The sequence below is a fragment of the Bacillus sp. NP157 genome, assembly GCA_018889975.1.
Classification (GTDB): domain Bacteria; phylum Pseudomonadota; class Gammaproteobacteria; order Xanthomonadales; family Rhodanobacteraceae; genus Luteibacter.
Genome location: CP076546.1, coordinates 2,408,689 through 2,428,834, shown reverse-complemented (window position 1 = coordinate 2,428,834; position 20,146 = coordinate 2,408,689). Strand labels below are relative to the sequence as shown.

Annotated in this window: 16 protein-coding genes; 13 read left to right on the top strand and 3 right to left on the bottom strand. The window is 66.9% G+C overall.

The window, feature by feature from the left end; genetic code table 11:
* The first annotated feature begins 36 nt into the window (after positions 1-36).
* The 6 genes from KPL74_11200 to KPL74_11175 all read left to right on the top strand — a co-directional run bounded on the left by KPL74_11200 (position 37) and on the right by KPL74_11175 (position 7,287).
* Positions 37-1,167 (top strand): chemotaxis response regulator protein-glutamate methylesterase, encoded by a 1,131-nt coding sequence (locus KPL74_11200; GenBank protein ID QWT22542.1) that lies wholly within the window; start codon positions 37-39, stop codon positions 1,165-1,167.
* Positions 1,168-1,185: 18 nt separating this feature from the next.
* Positions 1,186-2,370 (top strand): hypothetical protein, encoded by a 1,185-nt coding sequence (locus tag KPL74_11195; GenBank protein QWT22541.1) that lies wholly within the window; start codon positions 1,186-1,188, stop codon positions 2,368-2,370.
* Between the two features lie 11 nt (positions 2,371-2,381).
* The gene (locus KPL74_11190) at positions 2,382-2,687 is read left to right on the top strand and encodes an STAS domain-containing protein (protein ID QWT22540.1); all 306 of its coding nucleotides are present in this window, start codon (positions 2,382-2,384) and stop codon (positions 2,685-2,687) included.
* Positions 2,688-2,863: 176 nt separating this feature from the next.
* A complete protein-coding gene (locus tag KPL74_11185; protein ID QWT22539.1) occupies positions 2,864-4,330 on the top strand; it encodes a collagen-like triple helix repeat-containing protein in 1,467 nt (488 codons plus the stop codon).
* A 103-nt stretch (positions 4,331-4,433) separates the two neighbouring features.
* Positions 4,434-6,098, top strand: coding sequence for a hypothetical protein (locus KPL74_11180; protein QWT22538.1), 1,665 nt, complete (start codon positions 4,434-4,436; stop codon positions 6,096-6,098).
* Between the two features lie 82 nt (positions 6,099-6,180).
* Entirely contained in the window at positions 6,181-7,287 is a 1,107-nt protein-coding gene (locus tag KPL74_11175) for a catalase family protein (protein ID QWT22537.1), read from the top strand.
* Between the two features lie 121 nt (positions 7,288-7,408).
* Here KPL74_11175 and phbB read toward each other — a convergent pair whose 3' ends face one another.
* Both phbB and gluQRS read right to left on the bottom strand, forming a co-directional pair.
* Complete coding sequence (phbB, locus tag KPL74_11170; GenBank protein ID QWT22536.1) at positions 7,409-8,161, bottom strand: acetoacetyl-CoA reductase; 753 nt, start codon at positions 8,159-8,161, stop codon at positions 7,409-7,411.
* A 45-nt stretch (positions 8,162-8,206) separates the two neighbouring features.
* The gene (gluQRS, locus tag KPL74_11165; protein QWT22535.1) at positions 8,207-9,115 is read right to left on the bottom strand and encodes a tRNA glutamyl-Q(34) synthetase GluQRS; all 909 of its coding nucleotides are present in this window, start codon (positions 9,113-9,115) and stop codon (positions 8,207-8,209) included.
* Between the two features lie 194 nt (positions 9,116-9,309).
* Between gluQRS and htpX the strand changes: the two genes are divergently transcribed.
* The 5 genes from htpX to KPL74_11140 all read left to right on the top strand — a co-directional run bounded on the left by htpX (position 9,310) and on the right by KPL74_11140 (position 14,846).
* The gene (htpX, locus tag KPL74_11160) at positions 9,310-10,200 is read left to right on the top strand and encodes a protease HtpX (GenBank protein QWT22534.1); all 891 of its coding nucleotides are present in this window, start codon (positions 9,310-9,312) and stop codon (positions 10,198-10,200) included.
* A gap of 449 nt (positions 10,201-10,649) precedes the next feature.
* Positions 10,650-12,515 carry a molecular chaperone HtpG gene (gene htpG, locus KPL74_11155; protein QWT22533.1) on the top strand — a complete coding sequence of 622 codons (1,866 nt, stop codon included), beginning with the start codon at positions 10,650-10,652 and terminating at the stop codon, positions 12,513-12,515.
* Between the two features lie 18 nt (positions 12,516-12,533).
* The gene (locus KPL74_11150; protein ID QWT22532.1) at positions 12,534-13,463 is read left to right on the top strand and encodes an AEC family transporter; all 930 of its coding nucleotides are present in this window, start codon (positions 12,534-12,536) and stop codon (positions 13,461-13,463) included.
* Between the two features lie 40 nt (positions 13,464-13,503).
* A complete protein-coding gene (locus KPL74_11145) occupies positions 13,504-13,902 on the top strand; it encodes a hypothetical protein (GenBank protein QWT22531.1) in 399 nt (132 codons plus the stop codon).
* 101 nt (positions 13,903-14,003) lie between these two features.
* The gene (locus tag KPL74_11140) at positions 14,004-14,846 is read left to right on the top strand and encodes a hypothetical protein (GenBank protein ID QWT22530.1); all 843 of its coding nucleotides are present in this window, start codon (positions 14,004-14,006) and stop codon (positions 14,844-14,846) included.
* 176 nt (positions 14,847-15,022) lie between these two features.
* Here the strand turns inward: KPL74_11140 and mutS are convergent, their stop codons facing one another.
* Complete coding sequence (mutS, locus tag KPL74_11135; GenBank protein ID QWT22529.1) at positions 15,023-17,560, bottom strand: DNA mismatch repair protein MutS; 2,538 nt, start codon at positions 17,558-17,560, stop codon at positions 15,023-15,025.
* Positions 17,561-17,809: 249 nt separating this feature from the next.
* Here mutS and KPL74_11130 point away from each other — a divergent pair, with 249 nt between their 5' ends.
* Both KPL74_11130 and KPL74_11125 read left to right on the top strand, forming a co-directional pair.
* On the top strand, positions 17,810-19,669 hold the full coding sequence (locus KPL74_11130; protein QWT22528.1) for a hypothetical protein: 1,860 nt from the start codon (positions 17,810-17,812) through the stop codon (positions 19,667-19,669).
* Positions 19,656-20,132: a hypothetical protein gene (locus KPL74_11125; GenBank protein ID QWT22527.1), complete on the top strand. Its 477-nt coding sequence runs from the start codon at positions 19,656-19,658 to the stop codon at positions 20,130-20,132. The genes KPL74_11130 and KPL74_11125 overlap by 14 nt, the downstream gene beginning before the upstream one ends.
* Positions 20,133-20,146: the final 14 nt, after the last annotated feature.

The window sequence follows — 20,146 nt, the reverse complement described above, 5'->3', positions numbered from 1 at the left end:
GACAAGGATGTCCCGCCACCCGAGTTCCTGGTCCCCATGCAGAAAGTACGCGTCCTCATCGTCGACGACTCGGCCCTGGTTCGTAAGGTGCTGACCGCCATGCTCGAGTCCGATCCGGGCATCGAGGTGGTGGGCACCGCGCCGGATCCGCTGATAGCGCGCGAGAAGATCAAGGCGCTGAACCCGGACGTGCTCACGCTCGACGTCGAGATGCCGCGCATGGACGGCCTGACCTTCCTCGAGAACCTGATGCGCCTGCGGCCGATGCCGGTGGTGATGGTCTCCACGCTCAGCGAGCGCGGCGCGGATGTCACCCTGCGCGCGCTGGAACTGGGCGCGGTGGATTTCTTCACCAAGCCCGCGGCCGACCTGGCCAACACCTTCATGGACCACGCGCCGGAGATCTGCGCGAAGGTCCGCCTCGCCGCCGGTGCGAAGCCGCGCGAGCGTTCCACCGTGACGAAGATCGAAAAGGTCGACCTGTCGCTGTCGAAGCTGGAAGTCACCCCGCGGCTGTCGGCCGACGCGGTGTTGCCGCGTGCGCAGACCCCGGGCAGCCGTGGCGCGCAGCGGATCATCGCCATCGGCGCCTCCACCGGCGGCACCGAGGCGATCCGCGTGGTGCTCGAGGCGATGCCGCCAACGGCGCCGCCGATCGTCATCACCCAGCATATCCCCGCCGCCTTCAGTGGCCCCTTCGCCGCGCGCATGGACACGTGTTCGGCGATGAAGGTGACCGAGGCGCGCGACGGCCAGCCGATCCACGCCGGCCACGTGTACATCGCACCCGGCGGCCAGCACCTGCTGGTGATGTGGGACGGTGCACGCCATGTCTGCCGCCTGCACGATGGCCCGCCGGTGAACCGGCACAAGCCGTCGGTCGACGTGCTGTTCCGCTCCATGGCCGCCAGCGTCGGCGCCGCCACCGTGGCCTGCCTGCTGACCGGCATGGGCGACGACGGTGCGCGCGGACTGGGCGAGCTGAAGGACGCCGGCGCGCACACCCTCGTGCAGGACGAAGCGAGCTCCGTGGTCTGGGGCATGCCTGGCGCGGCCTGGAAGGCCGGTGCCGCTGCCGAGATGCTGCCGCTGGACCAGATTGCCGCGCGTCTCCTCGCGCTCGCCCACACCCCCATTCCCGCCGCCGCGGCTCGCGTCGGCACCTGAAGGAAGAAGAGACGTCCCATGGTCATTCCGAAGAACGAACGCATCGCCGGCTTCGCGGTCAGCGCCATCGCGCTGGTCGCCGTGCTGGTGTTCCATGCCAGTTGGGTCGCCCCACTGGTCGTGGCCCTGCTCACGGCGACCTGGATCGCGATCGCGCTGCGCCCGCGCTTCGAGGAGCCGCTGGTCGAGCTGGTCGTAACCAACAGCGCCCAGGCCGATGCGCAGGCCGTGCGTGACGCGATGGAAGACGTCCGCAGCGCCATCGTCGACGAGCTGGGCCATGCCAGCCGCGAACTGCACCAGGCGCTGGACCTCGTCCGCGACGCCGTGGCCGAACTCGGTGGCGGCTTCAACGGCCTGTCGCAGAAGACCGGCAAGCAGCAGAAGCTGCTCAGCGAAATCATCGAGAGCGGTGGAAAGGGCATCTCGGTGCAGGACTTCGCCGATCGCACCGCGGGCCTGCTGGAGCACTTCGTCGGCCTGATCGTGCAGCTCTCGCGCGAAAGCCTGCGCATCGTCTACCGCATCGATGGCATGGCGAAGGAAATGGACGCCGTGTTCGCGCTGCTGAAGAACGTGAACACGATCGCTGAAGAGACCAACCTGCTGGCGCTGAACGCAGCGATCGAGGCGGCGCGCGCGGGTGAATCCGGCCGCGGCTTTGCCGTGGTGGCGGGCGAGATCCGCAACCTCGCCCAGCACAGCAACCAGTTCAACGAAAAGATCGGCACCCACGTGGAGCGTTCGCGCACCGCGATGGAACAGCTGCGCGAGCTGGTCGGCCGCATGGCATCGCAGGACATGAACGTGGCGCTGCAGGCCAAGGGTGACATCGACACGATGATGTCGACGATCACCGAAACCAATGCGCGCACGAGCAAGGCCGCCGACGAAGCCGCCTCGATCAACCGTGGCCTGGGCAACGACGTGTCCACCACGATCCGTTCGCTGCAGTTCGAAGACATCCTGAGCCAGCTGCTGCACCAGACCCGTTCGCGCCTGGTGGAGCTGCAGGAAATCACGGCCGATTGCACGCGCGACATCGAGGAGCTGGCCTGCGCGCCGGCCGATGCCGCCGAACTGGGTGCCCGTGCGCAGCGCGTCCGCGCTCGCCTGGCCGACCAGCGTGAGCGCGCGCGCCTGCGTTCGCGTGGCCCGGCGCTGCAGCAGTCGATGGCTGCTGGCGACATCGACCTGTTCTGAGGGGAACGCATATGTCCATCACGATCCACCACGACGCCGAGCAGGGTTGCCTTACCCTGCACCTGGGCGAGCGTTTCGATTTTTCGATCCACCGCGCATTCCATGACGCCTGCCTGGGTGACGTGGCGCAGGCACGCAGCTATGTGCTGGACCTTGAGCAGGTGTCGGCCATGGATAGCTCGGCGCTGGGCATGTTGATGTTGCTGCGGGAGCACGCCGGTGGCGACCGCGCCGATATTCGCATCGTGAATGCATCGGCGGACCTGCGTAATACGCTGCGCATCGCCGGGTTCGACAAGGTCTTTACCGTTCATTGACCGGCGCGGCTGCACAGGGTTTTTCCCTGCTTTTCGCATGCCGTGGACGCTTGGCCGAATTTGCTCTACGTATGTTTACCTAGCGGCCTAATTTGCGTAACGGCCTATTCGTGATCGCCGTCTGATGGAAGTGCGCCCCCTCTGGCAGGGGAGCTTTGCACCCTGAGGAGGGAGTCATGAACGAGCAGCATGTTGCAAAGGTGTTTACCCGGACGCTGTTGGCTGGCGCGGTCTTCGCTGCCGCCCTGTCGATGGGCGCGTGCAGTGGCCATGGGTCAACGCACTCGGGCGGCAGTTCGGGTGGCGTGGTGAACCCGGGCGGGGCTGGCGGTACGAGCGGCGGTGGCGACGGTGGCGGTTCGGGCGGAACCGGTGGCGGCGATGGCTCGGGCGGCGGCACCGGCGGCACCGGTGGCTCCGATGGCGGTGGCTCCGGCGGTGGCTCCGGCGGCGGCACCGGCGGCGGTAACGGCGGTGGCACCGGTGGCGGCACCGGTGGCGGCACGGGCGGCGGCAGCGGCGGTGGCAGCTCCGGCGGTGGTATCGGCGGCACTCCGACCGCAGCGAGCAACGCCGTTGGCGCCGTAGCGACCGGGCTCGGCGGAATCATCGCGTCGGTGGGAACCACGGTGTCCGGTGTCGGCGCGCAGGTGCCGGTGACGGCGGTGCTCGGTGGCACCAACGGCCTGACCGACGCGGTAGGTAGCACCGTGCAGGGTCTCGGCGGCGCAGTCACCACGCTCGGTAACGGCGTGACGAATGGTCTCGGCCAGACCGGCAACATCACCGACCCCCTGGGCACGACCACCGATTCGCTCGGTAACGTGGTGACGCAAGTGGGCGGGGCGGTGAACGACCTCGGCGGTGGTGTGTCCTCGGTCGGTGCGGGTACCCCGATCACGCCGATCACCAGTGCGGTGGGCACGGTGGTTTCGTCGGCCGGTACGGGTGTCGAGCAACTCGGCACGCAGCTGGGCGGCGCGCTCAACTCCGGTACGGCGAATGCCCTCACCCAGGCGGTGAGCGGCGTGGTCACGCCGGTGGCCGCATCGCTGGGCACGGCGGCCAGCCCGGAAACCTCGACCAACCTGGTTGCGGCCGTCGGCACCGGCACCGGCGCGATCACCTCGGGTCTCGGCGCTGGCGTGGGTTCGCTTGCTTCGACGGTCTCGTCCACACAGGCTCCGGGTGCGGCGGGCGCCCTCGGTACAACCCTCGGCAATACCCTGGACGCCACCAGCGGCACCCTGAACACGCTGGGTAGCACGCTCTCCACGGGCGTCGGCAAGGCCCCGGATGCGAACCCGGTGGGCAGCACGCTGACGGGCGCGGGTGCGACCGTCGCCTCGGTCGGCACGGTCGTCGGCAACGTGGGTACCGGCGCGCTTGCGCCGCTGTCGCCGGTGACCGGCGCACTCGCAACCACGGTGACCCAGGTCGGCAACGGCGTGAGTGCCGTGGCGTCGAGCAGCCCGCTCGCGCCGCTGACCAACACCCTCAACACCGTGGTGAACGGCGTGGCCAGCGCGACGCCGCTGTCGAACACCACGGGTGGCACCAGCGCGACAGGTTCTTCGGACCCGTTGGGCGGCTTGCTCGGTGGCGTGAAAGGTGTCCTCCATCACGACACGGCCCAGCGGTAAGGCCATGCGGGGGCGGCGCAATACCGCCCCTCGCGGGTCTTGAAGGGACGGCGCCGGCGGCGCAACGCCGGCGCCATGCTCGCCCCCAGAACAAAGGACTTCCATGAACCGATGGTTCGGCTGCCTGCTGGGCATCGCCGTCGTAAGCCAGGCCGCCGCGCAGGTGCGCGCGCCGGCAAACCCCTTGCAGACCCTGCCACGTACGGACGCGCCGAAACAGGCGCCGGTGCAGGTCAACGTCGAAGCCCCCAGCGCCGCGCTGCAAGCCCTGCTGGCGACGCATGTCACGCCATCGCGCTTCGACGTCGTCGGCGTGAAGTCGGTATCGTTCGCCGACGTGGCGGCGCTGTTCGCGCCACTGCGCGGCAAGGACACCACGGTGGGCGACCTCGTTGCCGCCGCCAACAAGGTCACGGAGCTGTACAAGCAGCACGGTTACGCGCTGTCCTTCGCCTTCATCCCCAACCAGGACTTCGCCAGTGGCGTCGTTCGCGTCACGGCGGTCGAAGGGTACGTCGCCAGCGTGGACGTGCGTGGCGATGCGGGAAACCTCGACCCCCGCATCCGTGCGATCGCGGCACGCATCGTCAATGAACGGCCACTGCGCCAGCGCACGTTCGAGCGCTACACACAGCTGCTGGGCCAGTTGCCCGGTGCGAAAGTCAGTGCGACGGTACCCACGCCGACCACCACCGACGGCGCGACGACGCTCGGCCTGGATGTGACGCGGCAGCGCTACGACGTCAGTTACGGCCTCGACTTCAATCACCCGGGTACGCAGGGCGTCCTCAGCCTGCTGGAGAACGGCGCGACGCCGCTGGGCGAGCAGCTCAGCCTGTCGACGCTGTACCCGAACGGCGGTGGCCAGCGTTTCTACACGGCGAGCTGGCTGGAGCCGTTCGGTTCCGATGGCTGGCAGGGCAGGGTCGATGCGACGCGCTACTGGGGCCAGCCGGACACGGACGACCAGCTGCCCGCCTACCTCGATCACCAGCTCAGCCAGGACCGGCTTGCCCTGTCGGCCATCTATCCCCTGCGCCTGACCAACAGCGAGCGGATGAACCTGACCGTCGGCGCCTACGCGTCCCGTCAGGATGATCGCTATCGCAACGTCGACACGGGCGCGGCGATTGCCTTGCAGTCCAGCGTGCGCGTGTTGAATGTCGAACTGAACTGGCTGCGCGTGAGCGGCAAGCGCACGCGACAGTTTTCCTTCGCGATCGCCCATGGCTTCGATGCGCTCGGTGCGTATTCGCGCGCCGTCAGCAACGTGGCGGCGGTCACGGGCCTGGCCACGCCGGACGTCCGTTTCACGCGCTACACCGCGAACATCGTGCTTGCCGATCCGTGGCCGCACGGCTTCGGAACGGTGTTCCGCGCCACCGGCCAGTACAGCCACGATGCCTTGCCTTCCACCGAGCAGATCAACTTCGGCGGCCCGAGCTTCGCCTACGCCTACGATCCCGGCGATGCCGCGGGTGACAGCGGCTGGGCGGCCTCCGGCGAGGTTAACCGCGGCTTCACCGTGGCGACGAAGTGGATCAGCTCGCTGACGCCCTACGTGGTCTACCAGTCCGCGCGCGTCTATCTGAACGGCGCGCGGCCCCTGATCGACCGGCTGGATTCGGCCGCGGTGGGCGTGCGCGCGTCCGACGGCAAGCACTACGCCATCGACTTCGCCCTGGCCCGGCCGACCGGCGACAAGCCGCCGGAGAGCCAGAACCGCGATACCCGCTGGAACCTGACCTTCAGCTACAAACTGATGTAGCAGGGATGTAACACCCCCTGTTTTCCACCTCTTCACGCGAGGGGCGCCACGATCCCCGGACACATCGTCTGGAAGCCGTGCCATGCCCCTTTCGCTGAACCCCGCGCCGATCCGCTTCGACGAATCGCTGGAACACGTCACCGCCGAGGAAAGCGAAACCGTCGAGCAACTGATCGAGACGCTGACCGGGATCAACCAGACCACGCTGGAACATTCGGGGCATGCGATGCGCTCGGTGCATGCGAAGAGCCATGCGCTGCTGACTGGTGAGCTGCACATCCCCGGCGACCTCCCGCGCGAACTGGCGCAGGGCATCTTCGCCACGCCCGGCACGCATGCCGTGGTGGTGCGCCTGTCGACCGTGCCGGGCGATATCCTCGACGACAGCGTCTCCACACCGCGTGGCATGGCGCTGAAAATCATCGGCGTGGACGGCGATCGGCTGCCCGGCAGCGAAGGCGCGACAACCCAGGATTTCGTGATGGTCAACGGTCCCGCCTTTGGCGCGGCCGATGCGAAGAAATTCCTGTCCTCGCTGAAGCTCACGGCGGCCACGACCGATCGTGCCGAGGGCGCGAAGAAAGCCCTGTCAGCCGTGCTGCGCGGCACCGAACGCGTGATCGAAGCCTTCGGCGGCAAGAGCACGACGCTGCTCGCGCTGGGTGGCCAGCCGGAAACGAATCCGCTGGGCGATACCTATTTCAGCCAGGTACCGCTGCGCTACGGCGAGTACGTGGTGAAGGTCAGCGTGGCACCGCGTTCGCCCAACCTCACCGCGCTCACCGACGCCAGCCTCAACGTCAATGGCAAGCCGAACGGCCTGCGCGATGCGATGGTCGAGTTCTTCGCCACGCAGGGCGGCGAATGGGATCTTCGCGTGCAGTTCTGCACCGACCTGGAATCCATGCCGATCGAGGACGCGTCGGTGGCGTGGCCGGAAGAAAAGAGCCCCTACCTCGAGGTGGCCCGCCTGGTGATACCGCCGCAGGTCGCGTGGGACGAAGCACGCCGCGTGGCGATCGACGACGGGCTCGCCTTCAGCCCATGGCACGGCATCACCGCGCATCGCCCGCTGGGTTCGGTCATGCGCGCACGCCGACTCGCCTACAAGGTGATGGCGAAATTCCGCGCCCACCACAACAAGGTCGACCTGAAAGAACCCACCAGCCTCGACGACCTACCCCTGTAGGAGCGCGCCCGCGCGCGACACCCGTTAGCCACGACGTTCCAGTCACCAAAGCCCCTGTGTCACCACAGCACCCAGTCACCAAGGCGCCACCACCACCGCGCCGTCGTCGTCGCCATCGCCGTCACCACCCCATGTAATGCCCACCATTGATCGCCAGGTTCGACCCGGTGATCCAGCTGGAATCTTCCGAGGTCAGGAAGGCCACCGCATGCGCAATCTCGTCCGGACGCCCAAGGCGCCCCACGGGAATCTGCGCGATGATCTTCGCGCGGATGTCTTCAGGCACCGCCATCACCAGGTCGGTACCGACATAGCCCGGCGATACCGTGTTCACGGTGATGCCGAAGCGCGCGTTTTCCTGGGCCAGCGAAATCGTGAAGCCGTGCACGCCGGCCTTGGCGGCCGCGTAGTTGGCCTGGCCGTACTGGCCCTTCTGGCCGTTGATCGAGCTGATCTGCACGATGCGCCCCCACTGCCGGGAGCGCATGCCTTCGATCACCGGCCGGGTGACGTTGAAGCAGGCGTTGAGGTTGGTGTTCACCACCTCGGTCCACTGCTGGTAATCCATCTTGTGGAAGGTGGTATCGCGGGTAATGCCGGCGTTGTTGACCAGGATCTCCACCGGGCCCGCCAGTTCCTCCACCCCGCGCACCATGGCGGCGGCCGAGATCGGGTCGGCGACGTCGCCGGGCACCATCACGACGTCGATGCCGTCGCGGATCATGTCTTCGCGCCAGGCGGCCGCGCGGGCCTCGTCGCGATAATTGGTAGCCACCTTATGGCCCTGCTGGGCGAGGTAGCGCACGATCGCCGTGCCGATGCCGCCGGTGCCGCCAGTGACCAGGGCCGTGCGCTGCGTGGTGCCGTGTTTCATTACCGCCAATATCCGGTTGGGGCCCGTCGCGCGGGCAATCTGGTTTTATAGCGTCGGAGTGCCGGTAAGACTACTGCGGCGAAGCGCCGCAGGCTCGAAAGTGACGAGCGCCGCGGCGAGGACGGATGCGGGCGTGGGCGCCTCGGCCGGGGCCGTCGCCATGGGCGGCGAGGGCATGGTCGCCGCCGTGGGCGCGTTCAGCCACGCGAGCGCCTGGCGCAGGGCCGGTAACGGGTCGGCGGGATCCACCGGCACCGCCCGGTCCGACTTCGACAGCTTGCGGCCCTCGGCGTCGAGGACCAGCGGCAGGTGCATGTACGCAGGGTGGGGCAGGCCGAGCAGTTCCTGCAGGTAGAGCTGGCGCGCGGTGGAGTCGAGCAGGTCGGCGCCACGAACCACGTGGGTGATGCCCTGGTAGCCATCGTCGACCACGCAGGCCAGCTGGTAGGCCCAGAGGCCCTCGACCCGGCGGATGACGAAGTCGCCGGCCACCTCGCGCAGGTTTTCCGATTGCGGGCCCTGCAGGTCGTCCACCCAGTGGATCGTCCGGTCGGGCACGCGGAGCCGCCAGGCCGGCGCGCGGCTGGGATCGGCGGAAGCCACGCAATGGCCGTCCCGATGCAGGCCGCCGTGGCCGGCCAGGTCGGCGCGACTGCACCAGCAGGGGAACACGTGCCCATCGGCGCGGAGCGCATCGAAAGCGGCCTGGTAGGCATCGTTGCGCGTGGACTGGAACAGCACGGGCTCGTCCGCCGCCAGGCCGAAGGCGTCCAGCGCGGCGAGGATGCCCCCGGCCGATCCGGGAACCTCGCGCAGGGGGTCGATGTCTTCTACCCGCAGCAGCCATCGGCCGCCGTGCTGGCGAGCGACCAGCCAGCTGCCGACGGCGGCCACGAGGGAGCCGAAGTGCAGGTCGCCGGTCGGCGAGGGAGCGAAGCGTCCGCGGTAGCTCATGCGGTGTCGGCAGGCACGGGTTGAGAGGTTTCTCACGGCGTGGATGAACAGAGCGCCACAGTGTAGGCGATTGCCATGCCGTGGCGCCCGCGCAGGGCGGGCCCCGGCGGGTTTGGGGATTGAATCGTTCAGCGTTCGCCCCGAAAACTTGTCCCAGGCGGCGCCATCGCCAGCCGTCCTTTGAGAGAGACACCATGTTCAAACGCATTGCCTTGTTCGTCGTCACCAACCTCGCGGTCATCGCGCTGCTGACCATCGTCTGCCGCTTGCTCGGCATCGACCAATGGGCATCCCAGCGCGGCATGGGCCTGGGCGGCCTGATCGCATTCGCCTCCGTGTTCGGCATGGGCGGCGCCTTTGTGTCGCTGGCCATCTCCAAGTGGATGGCGAAGATGAGCACGGGCGCGAAGGTCATCACCGAGCCGCGCAACGAATCCGAGCGCTGGCTGCTGGAGACGGTCCGTCGCCATGCGGAAAAGGCCGGCATCGGCATGCCGGAGGTTGCGGTTTACGACGCGCCGGAAATGAACGCGTTCGCCACCGGCATGTCGCGCAACAACGCCCTGGTGGCGGTGAGCACCGGGCTGCTCCAGCAGATGGATCGCGAGCAGGTTTCGGCCGTGCTGGGCCATGAGATCGGCCATGTCGCGAACGGCGACATGGTGACGCTGACCCTGATCCAGGGTGTGTTGAATACGCTGGTGATCGTGCTGGCGCGCGTGGTGGGTCGCCTGATCGATAGCTGGATGAGCGGTGGCCGCGAGCGCGAAGGCGAGGGTGGCATCGGTTACTTCGTGACGGTGATGGTGCTGCAGATCGTGTTCGGCCTGTTCGCCTCGATGATCGTGATGTGGTTCTCGCGCTGGCGCGAGTTCCGTGCTGACGCGGCGGGTGCCAACCTGGCGGGCCGCGCATCGATGATTTCGGCGTTGCAGCGCCTGTCGGCGAACCATGGCGAAACGTCGCTGCCGCAGACGATCCAGGCCTTCGGTATCGCGGGTCACCTGGCGACGGGCATGAAGCGCCTGTTCATGAGCCACCCGCCCATCGAAGAGCGCATCGCCGCCCTCCAGGCTGGGCGCTGACGAGGCGGCTTCGCCGCCATGGGTTAGGTTCGCGCGCAGGCGCGCTCCTACAAGTGCTGCGGCGTCACCCGATCAACGCGCTGCGGCGATCGCCGTGCTGGGCAGCTGCGGCGCACTGGTGGTGACGAACGCGCCCATGGTCAGCACGCAGGTGAACACGACGGCGGCGAACAGGGTCTTCAGCAGGATGGTTTCGACTTTCATGGCGGTGCTCCTTGGTTTGGCGGGTGGGCCGTGAGGCCCTTCGCTTGAGAGGTTGCATCGGCCGTGCCAACGGCGTGGAGCCGCCAGGAATGGCGCCGTTGAGCGGTTTCCCGGGTGCGGTCCGCCGGCGGTGATCGTGTCCGCGGACAGGGTGCTGTCCGCGACCGGGCGTGCGGACACGGGGTTTAATTTCTCGCGCGCGGGCCCATAATTCCGGGTCTGACCTACCGAGAAGGAACTGCACCGTGAGCCAGGAAACCCGCAAATTCGAAGCCGAAGTGGCCCAGGTGCTCCACCTGGTCACGCATTCGCTCTACTCGCACAAGGAAATCTTCCTCCGCGAGCTCATCTCCAACGCTTCGGATGCTTGCGACAAGCTTCGTTTCGAAGCGATCGCCAACCCCGGCCTCGTCACCGAAGACAGCGAGCTGCGCATCCAGGTGACCTGGGATCCGGAGGCCCGCACCATCAGCGTGCGCGACAACGGCATCGGCATGAGCCGCGAAGACGTTGTCGCCAACATCGGCACGATCGCCAGCTCGGGCACCCGCCGCTACCTCGAAGCGCTGTCGGGCGAACAGAAGGCCGACTCGCGCCTGATCGGCCAGTTCGGCGTCGGCTTCTACTCCGCCTTCGTCGTCGCCGACAAGGTCACGGTGATCACCCGCCGTGCCGGTGAACCGACCGAAACCGGCGTGCGCTGGGAAAGCGATGGCAAGGGCGAGTACACCCTGGAAGAGACCAACGTCTCCGAGCGCGGCACCACGGTCGTGCTGCATCTAAAGGACGGCGAGGACGAATTCCTCAACGCCTGGCAGCTGCGCTCGCTGGTCACCAAGTACTCCGACCACGTGGCGTTCCCGATCCGCATGCCGGCCGAGAAGGATGGCAAGCCGGATCCGACCGAGTGGACCACGGTGAACTCGGCCTCGGCGCTGTGGGCGCGGCCCAAGAGCGAGATCACCGACGAGGAGTACATCAACTTCTACAAGGCGCTCGGCCACGATTTCAACGATCCGCTCGCATGGACGCATAACCGCGTCGAGGGCAGCCAGAGCTTCACCACGTTGCTCTACGTGCCGGAGCAGCCGCCGTTCGACCTGATGATGGGCAACCGCGACGAGCGCAAGGGCCTGAAGCTGTACATCAAGCGCGTCTTCATCATGGACGCCGCGGAAGAGTTGCTGCCGAACTACCTGCGTTTCGTGCGCGGCGTGGTCGATGCGGATGACCTGCCGTTGAACGTCAGCCGCGAGATCCTGCAGCAGAACCGCCAGTTGGAGAAGATCAAGGCGGCCTGCACGAAGCGCGTGCTCGACCTGCTCGAGAAGATCTCGCGCGACGAGCCGGAGAAGTTCGCGACCTTCCTTGCCGGCTTCGGCAACACGCTGAAGGAAGGCATCGTCGAAGACGCCTCGAACCGCGAACGCATCGCCAGACTGCTGCGTTTCGCGTCGACCAGGGGCGACGGCGCGGCGAAGACCGTCTCGCTCGACGACTACATCGGCCGCATGGCCGTCGGCCAGGACACGGTGTGGTACGTCACCGCCGACAGCTACGCGGCGGCGGCCGGCAGCCCGCAGATCGAAGCGTTGAAGGCGAAGGACATCGAAGTGCTGTTGATGTCCGATCGCATCGACGAGTGGATGCTGGGTTACCTCACGGAGTACGCCGGCAAGCGCCTGCGCAACGTCGCAAAGGGTGACTTCCCGCTGGACGAAGCCGACAAGGCGAAGCAGGACGCCGCGAACACGGCGGCGGCCCCGTTGATCGAGCGGACCAAGGGACTGCTCGGCGATAAGGTCGGCGACGTGCGCGTGTCCGCACGCCTCACCGATTCGCCCTCGTGCCTGGCCCTGGCCGATCACGACCTGGCCCCGCACCTCGCACGCCTGCTGCGCGAGGCTGGCCAGGACGTACCCGAGTCGAAGGCCGCGCTCGAACTCAACCCCGAGCATCCGCTGGTCAAGCGCCTGGCCAGCGAAGCCGACGACAGCCGCGCGAGCGACCTCGCCAACCTGCTGCTCGAGCAGGCCGAGATCACCGCCGGCGCACAGCTGGCCGATCCCGCCGCCTTCGTGCAGCGCATGAATCGCGTGCTCCTGGGCTAAGCCCGCGACGACAGCGGCATGGCGCATTCGGGTATCGTCTGCGCCATGTCCGCGTTGCTCATCCTCTTCGTCTGCCTCGCCCTCGGCATCCTCTGCCGGCGGTATGCCAACCTGCCCGAAGGCATCGTCCCGGGCATCAACTGGTGGGTGCTGAACATCGCACTGCCGGCGCTGGTCCTGGCCCTCGTGCCGCACGTCACCGTCGACGCGCACCTGTGGTTCCCGGTGGCGGCGATGTGGATCACCTTCTTCGGCGCATGGGCGCTGTTCGCCACGCTGGGGCGGATCTTCCACTGGTCGCCGCAGCGGATCGGCTGCCTCAGCCTGGTCTGCGGCCTGGGCAACACCTCGTTCATGGGCTACCCGATGATGGAGGCGCTGCACGGCAAGCCGGGCCTGTCCGTCGCCGTCATCGCCGACCAGCTGGGTTGTTTCCCGTTGCTGGCCGCGGGCGGCATCATCGTCGCCTCGCTGTACTCGGGCAAGGGCGCGAGTGGCGCGCTGATCGCACGGCGGGTGCTGACCTTTCCACCGTTCCTGTGCCTCGTGCTCGGCGTGGTCGTAGGCGTCCTGGGTGGCTGGCCGGCCGCCATCGACAAGCTGCTGATGCAGATCGGCGCGACGCTGACACCGCTCGCCCTGTTCTCGGTCGGGCTGCAGTTCAAGCTGCACCTGCAACGCGACCAGGTCGGTGCGCTGGCCGCGGGCCTGGGCTGGAAGCTGGTGCTGGCGCCCTTGCTCGCGCTGGGCGTGGGCCTGGCGGCAGGCGTCGGTGGCGTGATCCTCACCGTCGGCGTGCTGCAGGCGGCGATGGCCCCGATGATTTCCGCCGCGATCCTGGCCGACCAGCACGGCCTGGAGCCGCGCCTGGCCAACACCGTGCTCGGGGCGGGCATCCTGCTCTCGCTGGCGACCATCCCGCTGGGCAACCTGTTCCTGCCCGCCTGACCGCTTGGATTCACGGCGAGGCGGCCACACACTTCGCGGTATGACCGACGCAACGACGACTGCCGGCGTACGCGCCGACGTGTGGCTTTGGGCCGCGCGCTTCTTCAAGACCCGCAGCCTGGCCAAGCAGGCGATCGACGGCGGCAAGGTGGAGCTCAACGGCGCCACCTGCAAGCCGGCCAAAACGGTAAGCGTGGGCGACCAGCTGCGGATCACCCGTGGCGAGGAACGACTTGCGTGCACGGTGGAGGGGCTCGCGCAGAAACGCGGGCCCGCCCCCGAGGCGCAGAAGCTCTATCGCGAAACCGACGAAAGCATCGCCGAGCGTGCGCGCGTGCGCGAGGACCGGCGGCTGACCGGTGGCGCGTTGCTACGCCCCGACGCACGCCCCGGCAAGCGTGACCGGCGGCTCATCCAGGATCTCAAGAAGTCGCTCTAGCGCCGCGCCGGCCACCGCCCGCCACGGGTCGGTTTCCATCCGGCGCCAGATTTTGTAGCCTCGACCGGCCCGGTATCGTCCCCTGCCGGGGGAGGGATCCCATGGCAGCTACACCTCGCATCGCACCTGGCCGGCTGGTCAGTCGGCATGGCCGGACGCGGCGACACGGTTTCGTCCTCGCCATCGCGGCGGCATTGTTCCTGCTCGGCGTCGCCTTGCCACTGCTCCTGCTGGCGAACGGGACCTTCGACCACCACCCCATGATCGTCGCGACGGGCGCCTGCCTGTGCATCGCCGGCGTCGCGGTGGGCGTGGCGTGGAAGGCCATGGGTCCGAAGACCGTGCTGTCCCTGCACGACCGTGGGGTGGTGATCCACCACGCGGGGAGCCGCGAAGACGTGTTCGTCCCGTTTGCCGCCATGGGCGACCTGTTCCTGTATCGGCACGGCAGCCACGGCGGCCTGGTCAACGGCCTGGCGTTCCGTCGCGACGCGAGCACGCCGTGGGTCGAGATCATGGACAACGTCGGCGATGCGTTCCGCCTGCGCGGCGCGATCATCGAAGGGCAACTGCGCGAGCGTGGCCCGCTCACCCTGCGCGCACTGGAAGCAGGCGAGGGCATTGTGTTCCACACCGTATCGGACGAGGCGCGGCTGGCGCGACGCGCGGGCAACGCCGCACCGGTCACCGAAGCGACGCCCTTCATGCTGAGCCCGCTCGGGGTCGAGTTTGCGGACCGGCTGATCCCGATCGGCGATATCGCCTCGGTGGACGAAGGCACCACGACCGGTTCGCTGCGCCTGCTCGATAGCCAGGGCAATACGCTGTGGGGCGTGCATTACCTCTCGCTGTTCAGCGCCGACCTGTTCATCGTGCTGATGCGTACGCTGATCGAAGCGCGCCAGTACGGCCTGGGCGGCGTGCCCGACAACAAGGGCTACTGAGGAGCGCCCTCCACCCCGCACGCCTGGCTGCTGAATTCAGGGGCGGGGCAGGAGGGCATCACGGCCACATGATGGAGAGTCGATGAGCGCCGTGATGGGCGAACTATAGGGACGCCCCCGCCCATGGGGAATTCGATTGTTCGGATCGTCGCGATAGCCCCGGCCTATCAAGCTCCTTAACGCAACATCTTCTTCAACTTATACAGCTGCTCCAGCGCCTCGCGCGGGCTGAAATCGTCTGGGTCCATCGCCCGCACCGTCTCCTCCACCGGCGATGGCAGCGGCGGCGCGAACAGCCCCATCTGCGGCGCGGGCGTGGCCGGCGCGGCGACGGCCGCGGTGACCTCATGCCCTTGCTCCAGCGCCATCAGGTAGCGCCGTGCATCGGCGATCACGGTCTTGGGCAGGCCGGCCAGCGCGGCGACCTGCAGGCCGAAGCTGCGGTTGGCCGGGCCGTCCTTCACCGTGTGCATGAAGACCAGCTGGTCACCGTATTCCACCGCGTCCAGGTGCACGTTGGCGATCGTGCGGTATTCGGCGGCCAGTTCGGTCAGCTCGAAGTAATGCGTGGCGAACAGGGTGAACGCGCAGCTGGTCGCGGCCAGGTGCACTGCGGCGGCACGGGCGAGCGACAGGCCGTCATAGGTGCTGGTGCCGCGCCCGACTTCGTCCATCAGCACCAGGCTGCAGTCGGTCGCGTTGTGCAGGATGTTGGCGGTCTCGCTCATCTCCACCATGAAGGTGGACTGGCCGCGCGAGAGATCGTCGCCGGCACCGATGCGAGTGAAGATGCGATCGATCGGACCGATGGTGGCGGCCGACGCCGGTACGTAGCTGCCCACGTGGGCGAGCAGCACGATCAGCGCGTTCTGCCGCATGTAGGTGGATTTACCGCCCATGTTCGGGCCGGTGATCACCAGCATGCGGCGGACCCGCTCGAGGCACAGGTCGTTCGGCTCGAACGGCTCGTCGCGGACCTTCTCCACCACCGGATGGCGGCCACGCACGATGTGGATGCCCGGCACGTCGGTGAGGACGGGGGCCGCCCAGTCGAGGGTCTCCGCGCGCTCGGCAAGGTTGGCCAGCACGTCGAGCTCGGCCATCGCCGAGGCGGCGATCTTCAGCGACGGCAGTTGTTCGGTGAGTTTGTCGAGCAGCAGTTCGTACAACGCGCGCTCGCGCATCAGCGAACGTTCTTTCGCGGAGAGCACCTTGTCTTCGAACTGCTTGAGTTCTTCGGTGATGTAGCGCTCGGCGTTCTTCGTCGTCTGCCGGCGCGTGTAGTGCGTGGGCGCCTTCTCGGCGTGCGCCTTGGTGATCTCGATGTAGTAGCCGTGCACGCGGTTGTAGCCGACCTTCAGCGTCGGGATGCCGCTGGCGGCCTTCTCGCGTTCTTCCATGTCGACGAGGAACTGGTCGGCGTTGGTGGAAAGCCGGCGCAGTTCATCCAGGTCGTCGTCGTAGCCGTCGGCGAGCACTCCTCCGTCGCGCAGCAGCACGGGAGGCTGTTCGATCACCGCGCGGGCGAGCAGGGCGGCGGTGTCGGCGTGGTCGCCGATGCGCCGCACCAGGTCGTGCAGCAGCGGGCTGTCGACGCCTTGGATTTCCTGGCGCAGCTGCGGCGCGGCGGCGAGGCCATCGCGCAGGGTGGACAGGTCGCGCGGACGGGCCGAGCGCAGGGCGACGCGCGCGAGGATGCGTTCAAGGTCGCCGACGCCGCGCAGGCGCTCGCGCAGGCTGGCGTGCCGACGCGTGTCGATCAGCGCGCCGATCGCCTGGTGGCGTCCACGCAGCACATGGCGGTCGCGCAGCGGACGGTTGAGCCAGCGTCGGAGCAGGCGCGCGCCCATCGGCGTCACGCTTTCGTCGAGGACGCCGAGCAGGGTGTTGTCGACCTTGCCGCTCTGGTGCGTGTCGATCTCCAGGTTGCGCCGCGTGGCGGCGTCCATGGCGATGGTTTCGCTGGCGTTCTCCACGGCCATGCCGGTGAGGTGCGGTAGCGCGCTCTTCTGCGTCTCCTCGACGTAGCCGAGCAGGCAGCCCGCCGCGGCGACGGCTAGCGGCAAGCCTTCGACACCGAAGCCGAGCAGGTCGCGGGTCTTGAAGAAGCGGCACAGTTCGCGCGTGGCCGCGTCGCCGTCGAAGTGCCAGGGCTGGCGCTTGCGCAGGCCGGGCAGGGCGCTGACCAGCTTCGGCCATGCCACGTCTTCGCTGACCAGGGTCTCCGCCGGCTGCAGCCGGGCGAGCTCGGCGGCGAGGCCTTCCGGCGTCGCGGTTTCGGTCAGCAGGAAGCGGCCGGTGGAGAGATCCACCCAGGCCATGCCGTAGCCCTTCGGCCCGGCGGCGATCGACAGCAGCAGGTTATCGCGGCGCTCTTCCATCAGCGCCGCATCGGTGACCGTGCCGGGGGTGACGATGCGCACGACTTCGCGCTTGACGGGGCCCTTCGACAACGCCGGATCGCCGATCTGTTCGCACAGGGCGACCGATTCGCCCAACTTCACCAGCCGCGCGAGGTAGCCTTCCACCGCGTGGTAAGGCACGCCGGCCATCGGGATCGGCGCACCGGCCGACTGGCCACGCTGGGTCAGCGTGATGTCCAGCAGGCGGGCCGCCTTGCGGGCGTCGTCGTAGAACAGCTCGTAGAAGTCACCCATCCGGAAAAACAACAGGATGTCCGGGTGTTCCGCCTTCGCCGCCAGGTACTGGCGCATAAAAGGAGTGTGCCCATCCAGCACAGCGGTCTTAGGTTCGATAGTATTAAAATCAGTCACTTATGATTTAACCTTGATGGTGCGATCGACTCGATCGTTGCCTTCATCTCTCACATTTGGCCCACGATAGTGTCCACATTGCGTCCATAGGACAGGATACCGCCGCTAGCGTGTGTCCATAAAGAGCGTCGCCGTGCGAAACTGTCGTTGTCATGGACACAAGGACTTACTGTGCCTAAATCAAACGACGTGAAGTATCGCCTGTCACAGTCGATGTTGCGTGCGTTGACCGTCGATCAGCGGCCCGCCGTGGATGCCCAGGGTAAGACCTTCCTCGAGCCGAATCCTGGCCGAAAGCCTTATCGGTTCCCGGATGGGGCGCAGGGCGCGCCACGCGGCTTCGGCTACTACGTTGGACCACGCGGCGCGTTTTATGAGTTGCGCATGCGCATTGGGAAGAAGGCCGTGCGGCTGTCGCTGGGATCTGTGCATGATCGGCCAGTCGAGAAAGCCTACAACGTGGCGGCGGGCCATCGTTCCTATGTTCACGACATGGGAGAAGACCCTCGCCAAGCCGACCGCGAGAACCTGGCAGCGAAAGCGGCGCGAAGCATGACCGTAGGCACGGCGCTAAGTGCTTACATCGCGTTTCTTGAAGATCAAAAGAGTCGGGGGTTGGTCAAACAGGCCGGCGTCGATGGTGCTACCGACTCATTGGCGCGCCTCGCACGTCCGGAGGTCGGCCTGGCGGACACCCCTATAACCGAGGTCACCGACGACGTAGCCAAACGAGCCTGGTATAAGCTCCGGCACTCGGCCATGTTGCGATCCAATCGCGTGCCCGCTGACGTCAAAACTAAGCTCACATCGGAAGGGGAATGGTGGCGGCTCAATAAGTCGGAGTTGGTGTCCAAACTCAAACTGACGGGGAAGGACGTCGAACTGGCGTTTGCCGCAGGATTGGCGGCAGCGGAACATACGATGGGTGACGCTTCCCGTGCGGTTGAGCGCGCGATCGCTCACGAGCGCAAGGTCGCGGACGTTGCATTGAGGCGTCCGGTGCTCCTCCACAACCCCTTTTCCATATTGGTGGATGACGGGTTCTTCCGGAAAACGCGTGACTTGCGGAAGCACTACGAAGCAGCTCGTGTCCGAAATCCCCTGGGACTCGATGACTCCGAGACAGGACAACAATCGCTGCCGACCGTGCTGAAGTCATTGCTTGAACGCAGGGATATGCAGCAGGGTCAGAATGCTACGGCAATTGACTACATTCTCTTGACGCTGCTCTGGGGCACGCGGCGCAGCGAGTCGGCGCGGCTGTGCTGGTATACGAGCTGCTCGCCCGAAGAGCTGCGAGGTTTGGTGTCATGGGTTTGGCTTGCGCCTAGCCCAGACGCCAAGAATCGCACGACTGGGCTTCGTGGTTCTCAGGTGTTCCTGCACGATACCAAGTCGGGCGACGCCCAATTGCTGCCAGTGGCTTACTTTGCCGAGCGGGTTCTTCGATGGCGTGTGGACGCGCGCAAGCAAGCAGAGGCGGCCTTGGCGCGCACCATCGATAAGGCCCGCGCTGATGCGAAGACCGTTCACGGTCGGACACGCGACATCATCCAACGAGCAAAAGCCGACGCCGTCGTTCAGCGGGCCGAGTGGCGCCTCGAGCAAACGCGACGCTGGGTGTTCCCGGCTCGCAACCCTAAGGCGGTCGAGGGCCATTATTTAGATAGCAAGTCCATTCTTGCGACCATCAAGGACGATGCTGGGCTTGCGGAGATTGGTCTGACGATGCATGACTTCCGACGCACGATGGGCCGGTTCGCTGCGAAGATCCTGTCGGGCCATCTCGTGAGTCAGCTCCTGCGGCACCATGGCACTGAAGGCAACGACAAAGCCATGGAGGAGGTCAGCAAACGCTACACAGAAGCGGAATGGCCGGACCTGTGCGCAGCCATGGCGAAGGTAGAGGAGGCATTGATCGCCACAAGTCCACGTGCTTGGAATATGCTCCGGGACGCGGGCGATGTTGCCCGACCCCGAATGGACGAACGGGATGACCCTCCGTTGAATGTGCCTAAGTATCGGAGCAGACGTAGTGGCGACGCTTGAAGCCAAGCGCACCAAGGCCGAGGCGAAAGAAGCCCTCGCCCGTCGCCGTGCCGAGATTGCGGTTCGAGATGCTGAAATGCTTGATGCATTGAACGCACGAGCAAGCGCACACCGGCATCAGATGGCGATGGACGCCCTTGATCGGATCATCATTGTTGGCCGCGCGTTCCGTCTCGATACATTGCTGCACATCCTTCAACCGCAAGTCTGGGTGCTCGACGAAGGTGGACGTTTGATGGGCCACGTGCTTACGGTGGATGTGAGGGCCTTGGATGGCGCGGCTGACATTGACGTGCTGCCCCTGCTCGAGGCGCTGGATGAGCAATGGGGTGACGTGGAGCAGCGGGCAGGGTGGGGCCGCGCTTACGCTGACGCATTGCGGACTATCGCCGACGTGGCGGACGACCACACTCGGTCATTTGTGGCGGCCGAAGCACTTCGACGAACCTTCGATAACCTGTAAACAGATTATAAGGC

What these genes read in the sequence shown, in the direction of transcription:
- phbB (QWT22536.1), bottom strand. Translation starts at nt 8,161, where the DNA reads ATGAAACACGGCACCACGCAGCGCACGGCCCTGGTCACTGGCGGCACC.
- KPL74_11145 (QWT22531.1), top strand. Translation starts at nt 13,504, where the DNA reads ATGACCGACGCAACGACGACTGCCGGCGTACGCGCCGACGTGTGGCTT.
- htpX (QWT22534.1), top strand. Translation starts at nt 9,310, where the DNA reads ATGTTCAAACGCATTGCCTTGTTCGTCGTCACCAACCTCGCGGTCATC.
- mutS (QWT22529.1), bottom strand. Translation starts at nt 17,560, where the DNA reads ATGCGCCAGTACCTGGCGGCGAAGGCGGAACACCCGGACATCCTGTTG.
- KPL74_11200 (QWT22542.1), top strand. Translation starts at nt 37, where the DNA reads ATGCAGAAAGTACGCGTCCTCATCGTCGACGACTCGGCCCTGGTTCGT.
- KPL74_11175 (QWT22537.1), top strand. Translation starts at nt 6,181, where the DNA reads ATGCCCCTTTCGCTGAACCCCGCGCCGATCCGCTTCGACGAATCGCTG.
- KPL74_11195 (QWT22541.1), top strand. Translation starts at nt 1,186, where the DNA reads ATGGTCATTCCGAAGAACGAACGCATCGCCGGCTTCGCGGTCAGCGCC.
- gluQRS (QWT22535.1), bottom strand. Translation starts at nt 9,115, where the DNA reads ATGAGCTACCGCGGACGCTTCGCTCCCTCGCCGACCGGCGACCTGCAC.
- KPL74_11140 (QWT22530.1), top strand. Translation starts at nt 14,004, where the DNA reads ATGGCAGCTACACCTCGCATCGCACCTGGCCGGCTGGTCAGTCGGCAT.
- KPL74_11185 (QWT22539.1), top strand. Translation starts at nt 2,864, where the DNA reads ATGAACGAGCAGCATGTTGCAAAGGTGTTTACCCGGACGCTGTTGGCT.
- KPL74_11150 (QWT22532.1), top strand. Translation starts at nt 12,534, where the DNA reads ATGGCGCATTCGGGTATCGTCTGCGCCATGTCCGCGTTGCTCATCCTC.
- KPL74_11190 (QWT22540.1), top strand. Translation starts at nt 2,382, where the DNA reads ATGTCCATCACGATCCACCACGACGCCGAGCAGGGTTGCCTTACCCTG.
- KPL74_11180 (QWT22538.1), top strand. Translation starts at nt 4,434, where the DNA reads ATGAACCGATGGTTCGGCTGCCTGCTGGGCATCGCCGTCGTAAGCCAG.